The organism is Streptomyces hawaiiensis, assembly GCF_004803895.1.
Classification (GTDB): domain Bacteria; phylum Actinomycetota; class Actinomycetes; order Streptomycetales; family Streptomycetaceae; genus Streptomyces; species Streptomyces hawaiiensis.
In genome coordinates this window covers 1,725,205-1,744,490 of record NZ_CP021978.1, presented here as the reverse complement: position 1 = coordinate 1,744,490, position 19,286 = coordinate 1,725,205, and the positions used below count along the sequence as shown (strand labels likewise).

The 19,286-nt window shown below is 72.8% G+C and carries 16 protein-coding genes and 5 tRNA genes; 15 read left to right on the top strand and 6 right to left on the bottom strand.

From position 1 onward, the window contains the following. Window positions 1-262: 262 nt before the first annotated feature. The 9 genes from CEB94_RS08055 (at window position 263) to CEB94_RS08015 (ending at window position 12,364) form a co-directional block, all read left to right on the top strand. Window positions 263-1,297 carry a methionine ABC transporter ATP-binding protein gene (locus CEB94_RS08055; protein WP_175431508.1) on the top strand — a complete coding sequence of 345 codons (1,035 nt, stop codon included), beginning with the start codon at window positions 263-265 and terminating at the stop codon, window positions 1,295-1,297. Further along, on the top strand, window positions 1,294-2,001 hold the full coding sequence (locus CEB94_RS08050; RefSeq protein ID WP_175431507.1) for a methionine ABC transporter permease: 708 nt from the start codon (window positions 1,294-1,296) through the stop codon (window positions 1,999-2,001). The genes CEB94_RS08055 and CEB94_RS08050 overlap by 4 nt, the downstream gene beginning before the upstream one ends. A 63-nt stretch (window positions 2,002-2,064) precedes the next feature. Beyond that, window positions 2,065-2,889 (top strand): MetQ/NlpA family ABC transporter substrate-binding protein, encoded by an 825-nt coding sequence (locus CEB94_RS08045; protein ID WP_175431506.1) that lies wholly within the window; start codon window positions 2,065-2,067, stop codon window positions 2,887-2,889. A gap of 139 nt (window positions 2,890-3,028) precedes the next feature. Next, the gene (locus CEB94_RS08040) at window positions 3,029-3,661 is read left to right on the top strand and encodes a GNAT family N-acetyltransferase (protein ID WP_175431505.1); all 633 of its coding nucleotides are present in this window, start codon (window positions 3,029-3,031) and stop codon (window positions 3,659-3,661) included. A 145-nt stretch (window positions 3,662-3,806) separates the two neighbouring features. Then, window positions 3,807-5,027: a precorrin-6y C5,15-methyltransferase (decarboxylating) subunit CbiE gene (cbiE, locus tag CEB94_RS08035; protein ID WP_175431504.1), complete on the top strand. Its 1,221-nt coding sequence runs from the start codon at window positions 3,807-3,809 to the stop codon at window positions 5,025-5,027. A gap of 367 nt (window positions 5,028-5,394) precedes the next feature. Continuing rightward, window positions 5,395-9,651 (top strand): nicotinate-nucleotide--dimethylbenzimidazole phosphoribosyltransferase, encoded by a 4,257-nt coding sequence (gene cobT, locus CEB94_RS08030; protein ID WP_175431503.1) that lies wholly within the window; start codon window positions 5,395-5,397, stop codon window positions 9,649-9,651. Window positions 9,652-9,837: 186 nt separating this feature from the next. Further along, window positions 9,838-11,079: a uroporphyrinogen-III C-methyltransferase gene (cobA, locus tag CEB94_RS08025; RefSeq protein WP_175431502.1), complete on the top strand. Its 1,242-nt coding sequence runs from the start codon at window positions 9,838-9,840 to the stop codon at window positions 11,077-11,079. Window positions 11,080-11,143: 64 nt separating this feature from the next. After that, window positions 11,144-11,962 carry a TrmH family RNA methyltransferase gene (locus CEB94_RS08020; protein WP_175431501.1) on the top strand — a complete coding sequence of 273 codons (819 nt, stop codon included), beginning with the start codon at window positions 11,144-11,146 and terminating at the stop codon, window positions 11,960-11,962. 9 nt (window positions 11,963-11,971) lie between these two features. Next, window positions 11,972-12,364, top strand: a complete 393-nt coding sequence (locus CEB94_RS08015; RefSeq protein ID WP_175431500.1) for an NUDIX domain-containing protein — start codon at window positions 11,972-11,974, stop codon at window positions 12,362-12,364. A 40-nt stretch (window positions 12,365-12,404) separates the two neighbouring features. Here the strand turns inward: CEB94_RS08015 and CEB94_RS08010 are convergent, their stop codons facing one another. After that, entirely contained in the window at window positions 12,405-13,868 is a 1,464-nt protein-coding gene (locus tag CEB94_RS08010; RefSeq protein WP_175431499.1) for a serine/threonine-protein kinase, read from the bottom strand. Window positions 13,869-14,063: 195 nt separating this feature from the next. Between CEB94_RS08010 and CEB94_RS08005 the strand changes: the two genes are divergently transcribed. The 4 genes from CEB94_RS08005 to CEB94_RS07990 all read left to right on the top strand — a co-directional run bounded on the left by CEB94_RS08005 (window position 14,064) and on the right by CEB94_RS07990 (window position 16,707). Further along, entirely contained in the window at window positions 14,064-14,303 is a 240-nt protein-coding gene (locus CEB94_RS08005) for a hypothetical protein (protein WP_031112035.1), read from the top strand. Between the two features lie 235 nt (window positions 14,304-14,538). Beyond that, window positions 14,539-14,745 (top strand): hypothetical protein, encoded by a 207-nt coding sequence (locus CEB94_RS08000; RefSeq protein WP_175431498.1) that lies wholly within the window; start codon window positions 14,539-14,541, stop codon window positions 14,743-14,745. A 647-nt stretch (window positions 14,746-15,392) separates the two neighbouring features. Beyond that, entirely contained in the window at window positions 15,393-16,328 is a 936-nt protein-coding gene (locus tag CEB94_RS07995) for a phosphotransferase family protein (protein WP_175431497.1), read from the top strand. A 79-nt stretch (window positions 16,329-16,407) separates the two neighbouring features. Beyond that, complete coding sequence (locus tag CEB94_RS07990) at window positions 16,408-16,707, top strand: TFIIB-type zinc ribbon-containing protein (RefSeq protein ID WP_175431496.1); 300 nt, start codon at window positions 16,408-16,410, stop codon at window positions 16,705-16,707. 55 nt (window positions 16,708-16,762) lie between these two features. Here CEB94_RS07990 and CEB94_RS07985 read toward each other — a convergent pair. The 5 genes from CEB94_RS07985 to CEB94_RS07965 form a co-directional block, all read right to left on the bottom strand. Next, window positions 16,763-16,834: transfer RNA gene (locus tag CEB94_RS07985), tRNA-Val, on the bottom strand. 43 nt (window positions 16,835-16,877) lie between these two features. Beyond that, window positions 16,878-16,949: transfer RNA gene (locus CEB94_RS07980), tRNA-Val, on the bottom strand. Between the two features lie 24 nt (window positions 16,950-16,973). Next, a tRNA-Val gene (locus CEB94_RS07975) sits at window positions 16,974-17,045 on the bottom strand. Between the two features lies 1 nt (window position 17,046). Further along, window positions 17,047-17,120: transfer RNA gene (locus CEB94_RS07970), tRNA-Cys, on the bottom strand. 37 nt (window positions 17,121-17,157) lie between these two features. After that, window positions 17,158-17,230: transfer RNA gene (locus CEB94_RS07965), tRNA-Gly, on the bottom strand. A gap of 179 nt (window positions 17,231-17,409) precedes the next feature. On the opposite strand from CEB94_RS07965, the gene CEB94_RS07960 reads away from it, so the two are divergent. Then, window positions 17,410-18,453 carry a chorismate-binding protein gene (locus tag CEB94_RS07960; protein WP_175431495.1) on the top strand — a complete coding sequence of 348 codons (1,044 nt, stop codon included), beginning with the start codon at window positions 17,410-17,412 and terminating at the stop codon, window positions 18,451-18,453. After that, the gene (locus CEB94_RS07955) at window positions 18,450-19,271 is read left to right on the top strand and encodes an aminotransferase class IV (RefSeq protein WP_175431494.1); all 822 of its coding nucleotides are present in this window, start codon (window positions 18,450-18,452) and stop codon (window positions 19,269-19,271) included. The genes CEB94_RS07960 and CEB94_RS07955 overlap by 4 nt, the downstream gene beginning before the upstream one ends. The last annotated feature ends 15 nt before the right edge of the window (window positions 19,272-19,286 follow it).

The following is a 19,286-nucleotide window of genomic DNA, read 5'->3' as shown; positions in this document are numbered from 1 at the left end:
CGAGGCGACCATGACGCCCGGTGCTCGTTGTATGTGCCGAATGTGCGCCTTCTAGAGGGCCCCCGCACCACCCCCTGAGCTCGCGCCCCGAAGCGAGACCGCGGCCTGTCCGCACGCCCTGAGCGCTGCGTGACCCGGAGCCGCCCCGCGCACATGTTCTCCCGGTTCCACTTCCCAGCGAGAACCGTGTCGCGTCCCTGACCGAATGCACCTGTGCCCGGGCACACCCACGCCCCGCGTACTCGACAGTGACGGAATCCCAGTGATCACCACCTCGGGCCTGACCAAGGTCTACCGTGCACGCGGCCGCGAGGTCACCGCCCTGGACGGCGTCGACCTGCACGTCCGCGAAGGCGAGGTGTACGGCGTCATCGGCCAGTCCGGCGCCGGCAAGTCCTCGCTCATCCGCTGCGTCAACCTGCTGGAGCGACCCACCTCCGGCACCGTTACCGTCGCCGGACAGGACCTCACCGCCCTGGCCGGCCGCGGCCCGCGCGCCGGAAGGGAACTGCGGCAGGCGCGCAGCCGTATCGGCATGGTCTTCCAGCACTTCAACCTGCTGTCCTCCCGGACCGTCCAGGACAACGTCGAGCTGCCGCTGGAGATCCTCGGGAAGTCCGGGCGGGACCGCTCCCGCAAGGCGCTGGAGCTGCTCGACCTGGTCGGCCTCGCCGACAAGGCGGGGGCCTACCCCGCGCAGCTCTCCGGCGGTCAGAAGCAGCGCGTCGGCATCGCCCGCGCGCTCGCCGGCGACCCGAAGGTGCTGCTGTCCGACGAGGCCACCAGCGCCCTCGACCCGGAGACGACCCGGTCGATCCTGGCGCTGCTGCGGGACCTCAACCGGCAGCTCGGTCTGACCGTCCTGCTCATCACCCACGAGATGGACGTCGTGAAGTCGGTCTGCGACTCGGCCGCGCTGATGGAGAACGGACGCATCGTCGAGTCCGGCACGGTCACCGAACTCCTCGCGACCCCCGGCTCCGAGCTGGCCGCCGCGCTGTTCCCGCTCGGCGGCGAGGCCACCGGCGAGGACCGCACCGTCGTCGATGTCACCTTTCAGGGTGAGAGCGCCACCCAGCCCGTCATCTCGCAGCTCTCACGCACCTACAACATCGACATATCGATCCTCGGTGCCGCCATCGACACCGTCGGCGGTCTCCAGGTCGGCCGGATGCGCATCGAACTGCCCGGCCGCTACGAGGACAACGTCGTGCCGATCGGCTTCCTGCGTGAACGGGGCCTCCAGATCGACGTCCTGCGCCACGAGCCCGAACTGGTGAAGGAGAGTGCCAAGTGACCTGGTCCGAGATGCAGCCCCTGCTGGAACAGGCGTGTTGGGACACGCTCTACATGGTCGGCTGGTCCACGCTCATCGCCGTCGTCGGCGGACTGCCGCTCGGCATCCTGCTGGTCCTGACCGACCGCGGCGGCCTGCTCCAGAACCTCGCCGCGAACAAGGTCATCGGGCAGATCGTGAACATCGCCCGCTCCCTGCCCTTCATCATCCTGATGGTCGCGCTGATGACCTTCACCCGCTGGATCACCGGCACGACCATCGGCCGCGAGGCCGCCATCGTGCCCCTCGCCGTCGGCGCCATCCCCTTCTTCGCGCGCCTGGTCGAGACGGCCGTCCGCGAAGTGGACCACGGGCTCGTCGAGGCCGTGCAGTCCATGGGCGGCAACACCTGGACCATCGTCCGCAAGGTCCTCGTCCCCGAGTCCCTGCCGTCGCTGATCGCCAGCACCACCACCACGATCGTCGCCCTCATCGGCTACTCCGCCATGGCGGGCACCGTCGGCGCCGGCGGCCTCGGAGACATCGCCATCCGCTACGGCTACCAGCGCTTCGAGACCCAGCTGATGTGGATCACCGTCGCGATCCTCGCCGTCGTCATCTCGGTCATCCAGTTCGCCGGCGACTACGCGGCCCGCTCCCTGCACCGCCGCGGCGCCCACTCGGGCCCCGCCCCCAAGCTGCGGCTCCTCAAAGCCGCCTCCTGACCCCCCCCGTCCACCCACAACGGGGCCGCACCACCCGCAAGGTCACAAGGAAAGGCACTTTTCGTGCGTAACACCGCCAAGATCACCACCGCCGTCCTCGCCGCCGGAGCCCTCACCCTCGGGCTCAGCGCCTGTGGCGCGGGCAAGGACGCCTCCGACACCTCCGGTCCGCTGGTCGTCGCCGCGAGCCCTGTCCCGCACGGCGAGATCCTCAACTTCGTCAAGGACAACCTGGCGAAGAAGGAGGGCCTCGACCTGGAGGTCAGGGAGTTCACGGACTACACGTCGCAGAACCCCGCGACGCAGGACGGCTCCGTCGGCGCCAACTACTTCCAGAACAAGCCGTACCTCGACGACTACAACAAGAAGAACGGCACCGACATCGTGCCCGTCGTCACGGTTCACCTGGAGCCGCTCGGCCTCTACTCCCACAAGGTCAAGAAGGCCGACGACCTGAAGAGCGGTGCGACCGTCGCCCTTCCCAACGACACGGTCAACGAGGCCCGCGCCCTCAAGCTCCTCGCGTCCAACGGGCTCATCACCCTCAAGGCGGGCGCCGGCAACGAGGCGACCCCCTCCGACATCGCGAAGAACCCCAAGAACCTCAAGTTCAAGGAGCTGGAGGCGGCCCAGACCCCGCGCTCCCTCGGCGACGTGGACGCCGCCGTCGTCAACGGCAACTACGCCATCGAGTCCGACCTCAAGCCGTCCAAGGACGCCCTGATCCTGGAGTCCCCGAAGAACAACCCCTACGGCAACTTCCTCGCCGTGAAGAAGGGCAACGAGGACGACCCGCGCGTGAAGAAGCTCGCCAAGCTCCTCACCTCGCCCGAGGTCAAGAAGTTCATCCAGGACAAGTACGCCGGCTCCGTGCTCGCCTCCTTCTGAGCCCACCCCCGGCACTCGCGCACAGGGCCCCTCCCCCACCCGGTGGGGGGAGGGCCCGTGATGCGGATGAGTGCTTTCATGCTGCATGCTGGGCAGTTCAGCATGCCCTGAAGGTTCACCGAAGGTTACGGAGCGGCGGATGACGAGCACCTTCCCCAACATCTCCATCAGCACGGAGCGGTTGGTGCTGCGTCCCCTCGACGAAGACGACGTCGCCGCCCTGGCGGCGATGATGAACGACGAACAGGTGGCGGCCTGGACCTCCGTCCCCCAGCCGTTCACGGAAAGCGGCGCCCGCACCTGGATCACCGATTACGCCCCCGCGCAGCGCACCGAGGGACACGGAATCGACTTCGCCGTCACCGAGTTCCTCACCCAGCGCCTGGTCGGCGTCATCCAGCTCGGCAAGACCAACTGGCACGTACGCTCCACCGAGCTGTCGTACATCATCGCCCCCTGGGCCCGCGGCGAGGGGTACGCCTCCGAGGCCGCGCTGGCCACCGCCCAGTGGCTCCTGGGGGACCAGAAGTTCGAGCGCATCGAACTGCGCACGGCGGCCGACAACACCGCCTCACAGCAGGTCGCCCAGAAGATCGGCTGTATCAGCGAGGGCGTGCTGCGCAACGCCTGTATAGCCCGGGCCCGTGCCGAGGACGGCACGTGGAGCGACGTACGCACCGACTTCATCGTCTGGAGCCTGCTCCCCGAGGACCTGGAAGGCGTGGGCGACCAGCTCCGCGACGGCTTCACGTCCTTCGGCGACTGGAACTGACCACCACCACCCGGAGGACGACGGCGGCGACGACACCGGCGCCCCCTCCGGCACCTCCACCGGGTACCCTCACGGAGCCCGCCCCCGGGCTGCTCCCCACAACGCCACGCAGACGACCTGCGAAAACCCCTGGAGACTGACGACGATGGCCGACCGGGTCACGGTGATCGGCTGGGACGGTTCGCCGCTGACCGCCGCGGCGAGCGCCGCCCTGGGTGCCGCCACGCTCGTGGCCGGTGCCGCCCACCACCTGGCGCTGCCCGAGGTCCCCGCCGGCGCCGAGCGCATCCGCCTCGGCAGTGTCGCCCTCGCCGCCCGCCGCATCGCCGGCCACCGCGGCACGGCCGTCGTGCTCGCCGACGGCGACCCCGGCTTCTTCGGCGTCGTACGCACCCTGCGCGCCCCCGAGTTCGGCCTGGAGGTGGAGGTCGTCCCCGCCGTCTCCTCCGTCGCCGCCGCCTTCGCCCGCGCCGGTATGCCCTGGGACGACGCACAGGTGGTCGTCGCCCACCCCCGCACCCTGCGACGCGCGGTGAACGTGTGCCGCGCCCACACCAAGGTGGCGGTCCTCACCTCACCCGGCGCCGGCCCCGCCGAACTCGGGCTGCTCCTCGAAGGAGTCCACCGCTCCTTCGTCATCTGCGAGGAACTCGGCACCGCCCGCGAACGCGTCTCGATCGTCACCTCCGACAAGGCCGCCGACCACACCTGGCGCGACCCCAACGTCGTCATCGTCCTCGGCGGCCCGGCCGGACCCGGCACCGCGGGGGAGGCCGGCGGCTGGATCTCCGGCCGCGACCCGTCCGCCGGACCGCGCGGCTGGACCCTGCCCGCCGACGCGTACGGCGCGGACCTCGGCGAGGGCGAGACCCAGCTGCTGCGCGCCTCCCAACTCGCCCGCCTCGGGCCCCGCGTCGGCGACCTCGTGTGGGACATCGGCTGCGGCAGCGGCGCCTTCGCCGTCGAGGCCGCCCGCGCCGGCGCCGCCGTCCTCGCCGTCGACGGCGACTGGGCCGCCTGCGCCCGCACCGACGCCGCCGCCCGCCGCCTCGGCGTCCAGCTCCAGATCGTGCACGGCACCGCCCCGTACATCCTGGAGAACCTCCCCGAACCGGACGTCGTCCGCGTCGGCGCCGGGGGAGCGGCCGTCGTCTCGGCGGTCGCCGACCGCCGCCCGCAGCGCATCGTCACGCACGCCGCCACCCGCGACGCCGCCGAACTCATCGGCCGCGACCTGAACGAGCACGGCTACGACGTCGAATGCGCCCTGCTGCAGGCCGTCGAACTCGACACCCGGGCCTGGACGGAGAAGGAGCGGAGCGTCGCGTTCCTGCTCAGCGGCGTGCTGCCGCGCCGCGGTGCCTGATCCCGCCGCAGTCCCCGTGATCGGGTTGTCGTACTGCGCGCGGTAGGCTGGCCGATCGCTGCACCGCACAAGGACGCCCGGCGCTTCGTCGGTCAATGTCCGGAAAACCCGCCCGTTTTGGGGTGTGTGTGGTACGGCAGAACCGGAGGACGCGCAACGTGGCGCAGTCCACAGCGGAACCCTCGCGGATCAAGCTGCCGAGAGGGTGGTACGGCCGCAACAATGCCAGTGAATGGCTTTGTCGCCTTTTCCGGGCGGACCGTTCGTGCCGCTGGGGACGCACGCTCGTTCTTCACTGCGGGGCGGTCGGTGCGCCGTTCCGGGCGAGCTGGTCGTAGGAGCACTAACCGATGGGCGAGGGGTACGCATGACCGACACCGGCCAGGTCCCGGGCGAGGGACTGCCGGAGAGCGCAGGCATGGTGGAGCAGCCGGGCGCCCCCGCGCACGGTGCGTACACCTACCTCTCCGAGACCACCGCCGAGGACGAAGACCTGCTGCTGTTGCCGGGCGCCCAGGGCGCCTGGGGCAACGAGGTCCCTCCGCCCGCGCCGGAGCCGGTCCTCGAGACCGTGCACCAGCCGGGCCCGCACGAGATCTCCGGCCGCGACAGCGGCTCGGTCGACCTCGGCGGCGTCCGTCTGCCGGACCCGCCGCCGATCCCGCCCATCACCCCGCGCCGGCCCCTGCACCTCGGCCCGCCGCTGCCCGACAGCTCCGCCAGCCCGGTCCGCTCCCTCGCCGACCGAGGCCCCGCGGACGCGCCCGTGCGCCAGCCGGCACCGTCCGCGGCGGGCCCCGAGTACCTCGACGGTCCCCGCGCCCCCGAGATGCCCTCGCCGCCCGCCGCCCCCTGGGGCGCACCGGTCACGCCCCCGGGCCCGGTGAGCGCCGGGGCGGCGCCTGCGGAAACGGTTGTTCCGGCAACGGAACCGATGGGCACGGCCCAGGCGGTCGCGACCCGCGTGACGGCGGAGACCAGCCACACGACACCCCCGGCACCGGCCGAGGCCGGGCAGGCCGCGGTGGGTGCCCCTGTGGGGCCGGGTGTTGTCCCCGCAGAAGTTCAGGCAGCCGCAGCCGGCGCCGTTCAGCCCCCTGCGGACCCCGCGGGTGCGGGCGTCGGCCCGGGCGGAGCCCACGTGGCCGCCGCAGGGGTGGCCGCCGTGGAGCAGGTCATGCCCGCGGCACAGGGGGAAGACCCCGCGGACGTGGGTGTGGACGCGGCAGAGGGCCGGGTGGCCGCCGCCCAGGCCGGACTCGCCGCTGCCGGTGACGCCCCTGGTGTGGTCGAGGCCCAGGCGGCCGAGGCCGGGTATGCGGTTCCCGGGCAGGGTGCGGCGGTTGCGGACTACCCCGCTGAGGCCGGGGCCGGTCCGGACACGGGCCAGGTGGATGCCGCCGAGATCGCGGCCGCAGCCGCCCCGGCACCGGTTGCGCCGTCGGCTTCGCAACCCGGGCCGGTCATGGACGGCTCCGCGCAGGGCGGTGAGCCGGCCGGTGCTTCTGCTGAGCCTTCCGTGCCGGATGCCTCCGGCGGACAGGGCCCGGCGGTGGCCGCCGAGCAGACCGTGGCGTCGGCTCCTGCTGTGGAGGCCGGCCAGGTTCCTGAGGCGGTCCCGTTCCCCGAGGCCGCCGCCGGCCCGGAGTTCGCCGTCGTCGCTCCAGTCGAGGCCGCCGGTGGAGAGGCTCCCGCTCCCGCCCAGGTACCGGACGCTGCCGTTCACGCGCCCGACGCTGCCACTTACGCGCCCGACGTACCGGCCCCGGAGGCCGTTGCGCAGATGCCGGCCGCCGGCGTTGCCCCGGAGGCCGCCGCGCCGGGCCCAGCGGTGTCCGCCCCCGAGGCCGTCGCGCCTGAGCCGGACGCCACCGCCGACGACACTGCGCCCCAGCCCCCGACGGCAACTGATGCCGCGCCAGTCACGCAGGAGCCCGAGGTGACGGTTCCACAACCCGCCACTCCTGGCCCTGAGGCGCCCGGCCAGGCCACGGTTGCCCCGGCCGCTGAACCGGTCGGTCAGGAAGCGGTCGCTCCGTCCGCCGAGGCCGTCGCCGCTCCTGAGCCCGCCCCGGCCACCGAGCCGGTCGATCAGGAAGCGGTCGCTCCGTCCGCCGAGGCCGTCGCCGCTCCTGAGCCCGCCCCGGCTGCTGAGTCCGTCGCCACTCCGACCCCGGCTGCTGAGTCCGTCGCCACTCCGACCCCGGCTGCTGAGTCCGTCGCTGCCCCTGCCCCTGCCCCGGTCGCCGAGGCTGTCGCCGCCCCGGCCCCGGCCCCGGATCCGGTAGCGCAGGCCGCCGTGCCTGCCGACGACGCACCTGACCCCGCCGCGCCCGCCGAGCCGGAGGCCGCCCCGGAGGCGACCGCCCCGGATCAGCCCACCGCGGCGACGGCGCACCCCGAGGCCCCGGCACCCGCTCAAGCACCCGAGGCCACGGCGCACCCCGAGGCCCCCGTACCCGCTCAAGCACCCGAGGCCCTCGTGCCCCACCCCGCCACCGAAGCGGCAGCTCCGGTTCAGGCGGCCCCCGAGGCGGTCACAGCCGCCCCCGCCGCCGAAGCCGTCGAGCCCGGCCCCGCCCCCCAGGGAACCGCCCCCGACCCCCCGGCACCCGCCGAGGACGTCACCGTCGTACTCCCCGCCCCGGCCGCGGACGAGCAGGCCGGGCAGCCCGTGCAGGGCCCGCAGCAGTCCCAGCCGGCGCAGCCCGAGGAGCTGGAGCCTCCCGCACCCGCGGTCACCGTCCCGGCTCCTCGCGACGGCGACGCCGAACTCGCCCAGAACGCCGACGACCTGGACACCCGGGCCGCCGAACAGGAAGACCTGGCGGACCAGGAACGTCGAGACGAAGAGAGCGCGGCCGCAGTGGCAGAAGCACGACAGTCCACCGGTCCCGCCGCCCCCGGCTACGACCCCGCCGAGCGCGAGGCCGTCCTGAAGGTCATGCGTGAACGCCGCGACATCCGCAACGGCTTCCGCAGCGACCCCATCCCGCACGAGGTGCTGTTGCGCGTCCTGGAGGCCGCCCACCACGCTCCCTCCGTCGGCCACTCGCAGCCGTGGGACTTCGTCGTCATCCGCTCCGCCGACACCCGGCGCGCGATGCACGAACTGGCCATGCGCCAGCGCGACGCGTACGCGAAGTCCCTCCCCAAGGGCCGGGCGAAGCAGTTCAAGGAACTGAAGATCGAGGCCATCCTCGACACGCCGGTGAACATCGTCGTCACCGCCGACCCCACCCGCGGCGGCCGTCACACCCTCGGCCGTCACACCCAGCCCCAGATGGCCCCGTACTCGGCCGCCCTGGCCGTGGAGAACCTCTGGCTCGCCGCCCGCGCCGAAGGCCTCGGCGTCGGCTGGGTCAGCTTCTTCGACGAGCGCGAGATGGTCCGCGCCCTCGGTCTGCCCGAGCACCTGGAGATCATCGCCTACCTGTGCGTCGGCTACGTCGACGAGTTCCCGGACGAGCCCGAGCTGTTGCAGGCCGGCTGGTCCAAGCGCCGCCCGCTGTCCTGGGTCGTGCACGAAGAGACATACGGCCGCCGTGCCCTGCCCGGAGAGGAGCCCCACGACCTGCTCGCCGAGACCGTCGCGCAGATCCGCCCGCTGGACGCCAAGGCGCTCGGCGAGGCGTGGGAGCGCCAGAAGCGTATGACCAAGCCGGCCGGTGCGCTGGGCATGCTGGAGATCATCTCCGCGCAGCTGTCCGGCCTGTCCCGTCAGTGCCCGCCGCCCATCCCGGAGCCCGCGGCCGTCGCGATCTTCGCGGGCGACCACGGTGTGCACGCCCAGGGCGTCACCCCCTGGCCGCAGGAGGTCACGGCCCAGATGGTGGCCAACTTCCTCGGCGGCGGTGCGGTCTGCAACGCCTTCGCCACCCAGGTCGGTGCCGAGGTCTGCATCGTGGACGTGGGCGTCGCCGCCGACCTCCCGGCCACCCCGGGCCTGCTGCCCCGCAAGATCCGTGCCGGTACGTCCGACCTGACGACCGGCCCCGCGATGACCCGCGAGGAGGCCAGGCAGGCCATCGAGGTCGGCATCGAGACCGCCCGCGACCTGGTCGCCGCCGGCAACAAGGCCCTGCTGACCGGCGAGATGGGCATCGCGAACACCACCGCGTCCGCCGCCCTGATCTCCGTCTTCACCGGTGCGGACCCGGCCGAGGTCACGGGCCGGGGCACCGGCATCAACGACGAGACCCTCGCCCGCAAGACCGAGGTCGTCCGCCGCGCCCTGGAACTCCACCAGCCGGACCCGGCCGACCCGATCGGCGTGCTCGCCGCGATCGGCGGCTTCGAGCACGCCGCCATCGTCGGCCTCCTCCTCGGCGGCGCCTCCCTGCGTACGCCGGTGATCCTGGACGGCGTCAGCGCCGGGGCCGCCGCCCTGGTCGCCCGCGCGATCGCCCCCGAGGTCCTGGCCGCGTGCATCGCGGGCCACCGCAGCGCCGAGCCGGGCCACGTCGCCGCCCTCAACAAGCTGGGTCTGCGCCCCCTGGTCGACCTCGACCTCCGCCTCGGCGAGGGCACCGGCGCCCTGCTCGCCCTCCCGCTGGTCCAGAGCACGGCCAGGGCGATGCACGAGGTGGCGACGTTCGATTCGGCAGGAGTGACGGAGAAGTAGGGCTTCCGTCGTCCACGTGGATCCGGGGGCGGGCGTTCCGCATGACGGAAATGCCCGCCCATCGGTCGCCCACCGGCTGACGGGCGGGATGCCCAGCCACCGGACCACCCGCGCCGCCCGCCCTCCTGCCCATTAAAATCCGCACGTCAGGGCACTGAACCACCGCCGCAACAGGAGCCGCACCTCATGGCCGAACACCCCGCCTACCCCGTAGGCCTCCGCCTCACCGGCCGCCGCGTGGTCGTCCTCGGCGGCGGCCAGGTCGCCCAGCGCCGCCTCCCGGCACTGCTCGCGGCAGGCGCGGACATCCTTCTCGTGTCTCCCGAGGCCACCCCCTCGGTCGAGGCCATGGCGGACGCCGGCGAGATCACCTGGCAGCGGCGCTCGTACGAGGAGGGCGACCTCGCGGACGCCTGGTACGCCCTCATCGCCACCAGCGACCCCGAGGCCAACACCGCCGCCTCGGCCGAAGCGGAGCGGCACCGCGTCTGGTGCGTCCGCTCCGACGACGCCGACCGGGCCACCGCCTGGACCCCGGCCACCGGTCACAGCGAGGGCGTCACGGTCGCCGTCCTCACCACCGACGCCAAGGGCCGCGACCCCCGCCACACCGCCGCCATCCGCGACGCGGTCGTCGAGGGCCTGCGCGACGGCACCCTCGTCGCCCCGCACCACCGCACCCGCACACCCGGAGTCGCCCTGGTCGGCGGCGGCCCCGGCGACCCGGACCTGATCACCGTGCGCGGCCGCCGCCTGCTCGCCGAGGCCGACGTGGTCATCACCGACCACCTCGGCCCGCGCGACCTGCTCGCCGAACTGTCCCCGAGCGTCGAGGTGATCGACGCGGCGAAGCTGCCCTTCGGCAGGTTCATGGCCCAGGAAGCCATCAACGACGCCCTGATCGAGCACGCGCGCAAGGGCAAGTCGGTCGTCCGGCTCAAGGGCGGCGACCCCTTCGTCTACGGGCGCGGCATGGAGGAGGTCCAGGCGCTGGCCGAGGCCGGCATCCCGTGCACGGTCGTGCCGGGCATCTCCAGCTCCATCTCGGTCCCGGGCGCCGCCGGCATCCCCGTCACCCACCGGGGTGTCGCCCATGAGTTCACCGTGGTCAGCGGCCACATCGCCCCCGACGACGAGCGCTCCCTGGTCGACTGGCCGTCCCTGGCCAAGCTGACCGGCACGCTGGTGATCCTCATGGGGGTCAGCACGATCGGCAAGGTCGCCGAGACGCTCATCGCCCACGGCAAGTCCCCGGACGCGCCCGTCGCCCTGGTCCAGGAGGGCACGACGGCCGGCCAGCGCCGCGTCGACGCCACTCTCGCGACGGTCGCGGAGACCGTGCGGACCGAAGACGTGAAGCCCCCGGCGGTCATCGTCATCGGCGAGGTCGTGAAAGTCGGCCCCACGGCCCCCGCGCCCCGAAAGTAACCCCGGGTAACACAACCCGTACCGAGCCGTTGGCACCGCACCCAGGACAAGGCAGTATCACCCTGTGGCCGATCTCATCACCGTCGAGGATCCCGACGACCCGCGTCTGCGCGACTACACCGGCCTGACCGACGTGGAGCTGCGCCGCAAGCGCGAACCCGCCGAGGGCCTGTTCATCGCCGAGGGCGAGAAGGTCATCAGAAGGGCCAAGGAAGCCGGGTACGAGATGCGGTCCATGCTGCTCTCGGCCAAGTGGGTCGACGTCATGCGCGACGTCATCGACGAACTCCCCGCCCCGGTCTACGCCGTCAGCCCGGAGCTCGCCGAGCAGGTCACCGGCTACCACGTGCACCGCGGCGCGCTCGCCTCCATGCAGCGCAAACCCCTGCCCACCGCCGCCGGCCTCCTCCACAGCGCCCGCCGCGTCGTCATCATGGAGTCGGTCAACGACCACACCAACATCGGCGCCATCTTCCGCTCGGCCGCCGCCCTCGGCATGGACGCGGTCCTGCTCTCCCCGGACTGCGCCGACCCCCTCTACCGCCGCAGCGTGAAGGTCTCCATGGGCGCGGTCTTCTCCGTCCCGTACGCCCGTCTGGACACCTGGCCCAAGGGCCTGGACTCGGTCCGCGAGGCGGGCTTCACCCTCCTCGCCCTCACCCCTGACGAGAAGGCCCGCCCCCTCGACGAGGCCGCCCCGCACACCATGGACCGGGTGGCCCTCATGCTCGGCGCCGAGGGCGACGGCCTGTCCACTCAGGCCCTGGTCGCCGCCGACGAGTGGGTCCGCATCCCCATGTCCCACGGCGTCGACTCCCTCAACGTGGGCGCGGCGGCTGCCGTGGCCTTCTACGCCGTGGCCACCGGCCGGCCCCAGGCCTAGGGGCGCCACGTGGAGCAGCGCCAAGCCGTCGTCGCCGTGCTCCTGCGCGGCGAGCGCCTGCTCGCGATCCGGCGCGGCCCGGCGGTCGTCCGCCCCGGCTACTGGCAGCCGCTCAGCGGCAAGATCGAGCCGGGGGAGTCCCAGGAGCAGGCGGTCGTCCGGGAGGTCCGCGAGGAGGTCGGTCTCACCGTCGTACCGGAGGCGAAGGTCTGGGAGTCGGAGACCGACGACCACCTCTTCCGCCTCCACTGGTGGACCGCCCGCGCCGACACGGGAGAAGTGGTCCCCGACCCGCGCGAGGTCGCCGAGACCCGCTGGGTCACCCCGCAGGAGTTCCTGGCCCTGGACCCGGTCTTCGACGGTGACCGCGAGTTCTTCGAACGGATCCTGCAGGAGCTGTGACGCCCCGCTGAACAGCCGGCCGTCGCCTGCGGCCGGAGTCCTACGGCTCGAAATCCCGCGGGTCGTGGCCCTGCTGGACGCGCTCCTGCCGGGCCCCGCCCCCGTCGCCGCCGAACCCCCGCGCCGGGCCCTGACAGCCCTGCACCAGGGCGATACCGACCGCCACCAGCAGCGTCACCACGACGAACACGAACAGCCGCTGCCGCAGCAACCGCGGATTGGCGGGCCGCAGCCCGGTCCCCGTGTTCCTGGACGCCGGACGCCCGGTGCCGCTGTGCGGGGCGGGGCGGCTGCCGCCGCCCGACCGCGTCCCGTTGCGCCCGGTGGGCGTCGGCCGCGACCCGGACCGCGGCGGGTTGCCGCCGCGCGAGGCACCGGACCCGCGCACCGGAGTCCTGCCACGGTTCGCGCCCCCCGTCGACCGGTTCCCGCCCCCGGTCGCCCGGGCTCCGCCCCGGGCCCCGGGCCCGCTCTGGGAAGCCGGACCGTCCTGCGACGGCTGGCCGTCCCGGGACGGAGCGGAACCCCGCGGCGGGGGAGTGCCCCGGCCCCGCTGCGCCCCGGACGTCCCGGCACCCTGCTGTCCCTGCGGACGCCGGGTGCGCTCGGGGTAGGTGTCGGCGAGCCGTTCGGTGTCGGAACCACGCGGGGCGGGCGGCCGGACGCCGGCGAGGTCCTGCGACTCCCGGGCCGCGATCTCCTTGAGCCGCAGCGACAGTTGGAGCGTGCTGGGCCGCTCCTCGGGGTCCTTCGCCAGACATGCCCGGACGAGAGGGGCCAGCGCGTCGGGCACGCCGTGCAGCTGCGGCTCCTCGTGCACCACGCGGTACAGCATCACCTCGGAACTGCCGTGCCCGAAGGGCGAGTCGCCCATCGAGGAGTACGCGAGCGTGGCACCGAGCGAGAAGACGTCCGTGGCCGGTGTGACGGTGGCCCCGCGCACCTGCTCCGGCGCGAGGAAGCCGGGGGAGCCGACCGCCGTGCCGACGTGGGTGAGCGTCGACGCGCCGGTGGCCCAGGCGATGCCGAAGTCGATGATCCGCGGCCCCTTCGGGGACAGCAGGATGTTGGACGGCTTCAGGTCCCGGTGCACCACCCCGGCCTCGTGCACCGCGACCAGGCCCTCCGACAGGGCGGCGCCGACGGCCGCGACGTCCGCCGCGCCGAGCGGTCCCTCTGCCGCGACCTTGTCGTGCAGGGAGGGGCCGGGCACGTACTGCGTGGCGAACCAGGGGCGCTCCGCGTCGAGGTCGGCGGCCACCAGCCGGGCCGTGCAGCCGCCGCGGATCCGCCGGGCCGCCGAGACCTCTCGGGCGAACCGTGAGCGAAACTCCTGATCCTCCGCCAGGTCGGGCCGGATGACCTTGAGCGCGACCCGCTGCCCCTTCTTGTCGGAGCCCAGGTAGACCACGCCCATCCCGCCCGCGCCGAGCCGTCTGTGAAGCTTGAACGAGCCGACGACGCGCGGGTCCTCGCGCCTCAGGCGCATCATCGCCATGTTCATCCCCGCTGCCCGGTCCTGTGACGAGCCACAGCTTACGTTTCCACGGCCGCCCGCGCGCAGAGGCCGCGCCCTCTCACAGTGATGGATTGTCAGTGGTGGGTGGGAGACTTGAAAGGTGGTCAGGGAGGGCGCGAAGAGGCGGACTTCGCGCGGCGAGTGATCCCAACCACCCGTCGCAGAAGGGGGATTGGTCCTGTGAAGGGTGATCGCGTGGAGATAGTCGTGGACGCGGGAGACACGACGCGCACGTATGAGGTGGTGGCGAGCAGGGCGGGCCGCAGGGTGGAGACGGCGGTACGCCGAGGTGTCGTGGAAGTGAGCGAAGTCACCCGTAGCGGAACGGTCGTACGTACCGCCCGCTTCATGGCGAATCGGGTGCTGGCCCTGGTGGAACAGCCGATTCCGCGGGAGGAGAGCTCGGACAAAGAGGGCTGATCCGGGCGCCCCGTCGGGGAAGACCCTGAGACCTGCGTCCCCGTCTCCACCCAGGGGAGTACGTCGTAGGTGGCGGCTCATCCTCCGGGAGGCCCGGCAATCGGTACGAGGGCATGACGCCGGGGGAGGGCCGGACGCCTAGATTTGGGGTCAAGCGGCGGGTGCAGCACTCGTCCCCCGAGGTCAGACGCCCGCCGCTTGCCGACGACAACCGATAACGGTCAGGAGAGGGACCATGGCCCAGACGGCTCCGCGGACGCTGCTCCGCGAGGAGGGACGCAAGGTGTACGCCGCCGCGTTCCGCCGCCGCCAGGGCCGTCGCCACCCGGTGGTGGCGACGCTGATGGCCCTTCCCCTGGCGGCCCTGCTCCTTCTCGTCTTCGACGGGTGGGAGACAGTGGCCACACAGGCGTCGTCCGTGGGAGAGATGCTGGGGCGCTGAGCGGCGACCCCAGGCCCGGAAGAGCGGTCCGGGCGGGGACATCCCGACCATGAAACCCCGTGGGGACGGGGGTGCGGCGGACGGCAAAAGATGCCGGCGCAGCTGGGGAGCTGCGCCGGCATTGCTTTGCCTGCAGCCGTCCTCCGCCGCGCGCGGGTGCCTGCGGCGGCCTGTAGCTGCTTGGGTGGGGGTGGACGTAGCGCCTTACGCCGGGTGGGGTCGGGGCCGTGTCGGGGGGTGTCCGTCCTCGGAACGGCGCGATGGGGTCTCACGCCGACTGACTGTCCGTTGACGCGCCAACCAGCTGCGGGCGGACACCCCCCGACACGTCCCCTTGCGTACGACGGCGGGTGCGGGCGCGTCCCACCTGACGTCACCGACGCACAGTTGCGGGTCGCCCTGCCCGCCCTAGGCGCAGGGCCCGCCCCGCCCTAGCCGCGGGCGCCCGTCCCGCCCCAGCTGCGGGCATGCGTGCCGCTGGGGGCGGCACGGGTGGGCGCAGCGGCGCCTCGTCGCGCCGAGTTGCATAACGCCCCGGCCTCAGCAACAACGCCGAGCACCTGAGTACGACAGCTACCAACGCGCCGCCCCGCCCTGCCCGGCTCCGCCACGTACGCTCACCCCAGACCGACCCCCCATGGAGCCCCGTGAACCCCACCCCGCTCATACCTGCCCTCACCGCCAAGGCCCGAGCCACAGCCCACGCACGCACATCGACCTGCCCGTGCGGCACAGCCACCCTCGCGGACAGCCCGGACGCCACCGTCGTACGCCACGCGAACACCGTCGCGAAGGCCCACCCCCCGGACACCACTCCCACCGAACTGGCCCGTCGTCTCGCCGTCGCCGCCGGCCACCCCGAGGTCCTCCTCCCTCCACTCGACCCGGCGCCGGTCGACCTGCACGGCCGCCTCGTGACGTTCTGGCCGTACGGCACGCCAGTGGACCCCGCCGATCCCGACAGCGCACCCTGGGAAGCCGCCGCCACCCTTCTCGCCCGCCTCCACCGCACCCCGGCTTCGGAGGACCTGCCCGTCATGCGCGGCCCGGCTAAGGCGGCTCGGGCCATCGCCCGGCTCCGCGAGGCCGGCCCGCACCCCGCGGTCGCCCCCGTCCTGCGGGCCTGGGCCACCCTCCCGCCCTGGGCCCGGGCCGAGACCCCGATGCCGCACACCGGCACCTTGTGCCACGGCGACCTTCACCTCGGCCAGCTCGTACGTCACCCCGCCGACGACGGCCCCTGGCTGCTGATAGACGTGGACGACCTCGGCGTCGGCGTTCCCGCCTGGGACCTCGCCCGGCCCGCCGCCTGGTACGCCTGCGGCCTGCTCCCACCCGGCGAATGGACCCGGTTCCTCACCGCCTACCGGGAGGCCGGCGGCCCAGCCGTCCCCGTCGAGGGCGACCCCTGGCCCGCCCTCGACGTCCCCGCCCGCGCCCTCACCGCGCAGACCGCGGCCCGGGCCGTCGCCAAGGCGGCAGCGGCCGGCCGTCCCCTGGACGAGGTGGAGCAGTCGGTCGTGGACGCCTGTGACCGAATGGCGGCCGTCCCGCCGCAGTTGGCGCAGGAGCACGCGAAGTAGGGTGCAACCGACCACAGCGGGACAGAGTCTGTCCTGGCGAGATGTGAAGCAGGACCGACCGGCGAGGAGTTGAACGACCATGCAGTGTCCGAAGTGCCGTGCGCCGATGCACACGTACAACCGCAACGGTGTCCAGATCGAGCAGTGCAGCGGCTGCCGCGGGATCTTTCTCGACTACGGCGAGCTGGAGTCGCTGACCCGTCTGGAGGCCCAGTGGTCCCAGACCGCCCCGCCGCCCCCGGCGGCCCCGCAGGCCTACCCGGCCCCGCAGGCCTACCCCGTCCCTCCGGCCCCCGCATGGGGTGCCCCGCACGGCGGCCACGGCCATCACGGTCACCACCGCAACAAGAGCTTCGGCCGCATGCTGTTCTCGTCCTGAGCCGTGACATCACAGGAGCCCCCGGCCGCGAACGGCCGGGGGCTCCTGTGTGGTGTGGACGATACTGGGATTGAACCAGTGACCTCTTCCGTGTCAGGGAAGCGCTCTCCCGCTGAGCTAATCGTCCTCGGGACCATGACCACCGAGTGCAGCGGATCATGGGCATTGCGTGCGCGATACTGGGATTGAACCAGTGACCTCTTCCGTGTCAGGGAAGCGCTCTCCCGCTGAGCTAATCGCGCGGGTCGGGATCTTGAGAGATCCAGTGGACGATACTGGGATTGAACCAGTGACCTCTTCCGTGTCAGGGAAGCGCTCTCCCGCTGAGCTAATCGTCCTTGGAGGTGGAGACGGGATTTGAACCCGTGTAGACGGCTTTGCAGGCCGTTGCCTCGCCTCTCGGCCACTCCACCAGGAGTGTAGGGGGCCGGGAAGCCCCCTCTTCCTTCGAGCGGACGACGAGGTTCGAACTCGCGACCTCAACCTTGGCAAGGTTGCGCTCTACCAACTGAGCTACGTCCGCCTGTCGTTTCGGTTCCGCTCGCGCGGCCCGGCGACGTGTTGAACTCTAGCGGATTCCGCGGCCAGCACAAAAACGCGTTTGTGCAGCGTGCTGCGCCTGCCCTGCTCAGGGAGGTCGCAGTGCCCGCTGAAGGGACATCCCCCGGTCACCCGCGGGACACCCGCCATAGACTCGACCGCGTGCTCGACCTCCCTGCCCTCGCCCGCTTCGGCGACCGTGTCGCCACCGGGCTCCTCGACGTCACCGACGATCCCGAGGCCCTGGAGTCCAGCGGCTTCTGGGCCGTCTGCGCCGACTTCGAGGGCCGTCTGACCTGCGCCCGCTTCGCGCACGTCCGGACGGCGGACGTGCGGGCTTACGTGCCCGGCGCATGGCGGGGACCGGCTGCCGGTGACTGGACGTCCTCGCTCGATCGCGCCGCGTACACGGCCGCGGTACAGCGGATCCGTGATCACATCGCGGCCGGCGACGTCTACCAGGCGAACCTGTGCCGGGTGCTCTCCGCGCCCGTCCCGCCGGACGCCGACGTGGACGCCCTCACCGCGCTGCTGGCCCGCGGCAACCCGGCGCCGTACGCAGGAACGATTCGGCTCCCCGGGCACGGAGTGGAGATCGCCACCGCCTCCCCCGAACTGTTCCTGCGGCGCGACGGCCGGGTCGTCGAGTCCGGGCCGATCAAGGGCACCGGCCGTACCGAGGCGGACCTGCTGGAGAAGGACTACGCCGAGAACGTGATGATCGTGGACCTCGTCCGCAACGACATCGGTCGGGTGTGCGCCACGGGCAGTGTGACGGTGCCCGACCTGTGTGCCCTCGAGAAACACCCGGGGCTGGTCCACCTCGTCTCGACGGTTCGAGGCGAGCTGGCGGACGGGGCCGGCTGGGCCGAGCTGCTCGGCGCCGCCTTCCCGCCCGGCTCGGTCACCGGCGCACCCAAGTCCAGCGCGCTGCGGATCATCGACGCGCTGGAGACGGCGCCCCGAGGGCCGTACTGCGGCGGGATCGGCTGGGTCGACGCCGACCGGGGGGCCGGAGAGCTGGCCGTCGGCATCCGCACCTTCTGGATCGACCGGGCGGACGGCATGCTGCGCTTCGGCACCGGCGCGGGCATCACCTGGGGCTCCGATCCGGAGGGGGAGTGGCGGGAGACCGAGCTGAAGGCGTCCCGGCTGCTCGCGATAGCGTCGGGAGCGTATGAGGTGAGTGGAGAGGACCTGACGTGAAGATCTGGCTCGACGGCGGGCTGCAGGACACCGAGTCCGCCCGCGTCTCCGTCTTCGATCACGGGCTGACCGTGGGCGACGGCATCTTCGAGACCGTGAAGGCCGTGGACGGCCGGGCGTTCGCGCTCACCCGGCACCTCGACCGGCTGACCCTCTCGGCGCGCGGCCTCGGCCTGCCCGACCCGGATCACGACGAGGTGCGCCGCGCCTGCGCCGCCGTCCTCGACGCCAACCCCGTACCGCTCGGCCGCCTCCGTATCACCTACACCGGCGGCCACGGCCCCCTCGGCTCCGACCGCGGCGAGCACGGCCCGACCCTCGTGGTCGCCCTCGGTGAGACGACCCGCCGCCCCGACTCCACCGCCGTCATCACGGTGCCCTGGACCCGCAACGAGCGCGGCGCGCTCACCGGCCTGAAGACCACCTCGTACGCCGAGAACGTCGTCGCTCTCGCCCGCGCCCGTGAACAGGGCGCTTCCGAAGCCCTGTTCGGCAACACGGTGGGGCGGCTGTGCGAGGGCACCGGGTCGAACGTCTTCGTCGTCCTCGACGGCGAGATCCACACGCCGCCGCTCGCCTCGGGCTGCCTCGCGGGCATCACGCGCGCACTGACGGCCGAATGGACCGGCGCCAGGGAGACCGACCTGCCGCTGGACGTCCTGGAGCGGGCCGACGAGATCTTCCTGACGTCCACCCTGCGGGACGTGCAGGCCGTGCACCGCGTCGACGGCCGTGAGCTGCCCGGCGCGCCGGGCCCGGTGACCGCCAAGGCCATGCGGATCTTCGAGGAGCGGGCCGGGAACGACCTCGACCCCTGACAGCCCCCGCAAAAG

Bases quoted from the DNA above. Each gene is read 5' to 3' on its own strand.
- CEB94_RS08040 (WP_175431505.1), top strand. From the start codon at position 3,029: ATGACGAGCACCTTCCCCAACATCTCCATCAGCACGGAGCGGTTGGTG.
- cbiE (WP_175431504.1), top strand. From the start codon at position 3,807: ATGGCCGACCGGGTCACGGTGATCGGCTGGGACGGTTCGCCGCTGACC.
- cobT (WP_175431503.1), top strand. From the start codon at position 5,395: ATGACCGACACCGGCCAGGTCCCGGGCGAGGGACTGCCGGAGAGCGCA.
- cobA (WP_175431502.1), top strand. From the start codon at position 9,838: ATGGCCGAACACCCCGCCTACCCCGTAGGCCTCCGCCTCACCGGCCGC.
- CEB94_RS08010 (WP_175431499.1), bottom strand. From the start codon at position 13,868: ATGAACATGGCGATGATGCGCCTGAGGCGCGAGGACCCGCGCGTCGTC.
- CEB94_RS08000 (WP_175431498.1), top strand. From the start codon at position 14,539: ATGGCCCAGACGGCTCCGCGGACGCTGCTCCGCGAGGAGGGACGCAAG.
- CEB94_RS07990 (WP_175431496.1), top strand. From the start codon at position 16,408: ATGCAGTGTCCGAAGTGCCGTGCGCCGATGCACACGTACAACCGCAAC.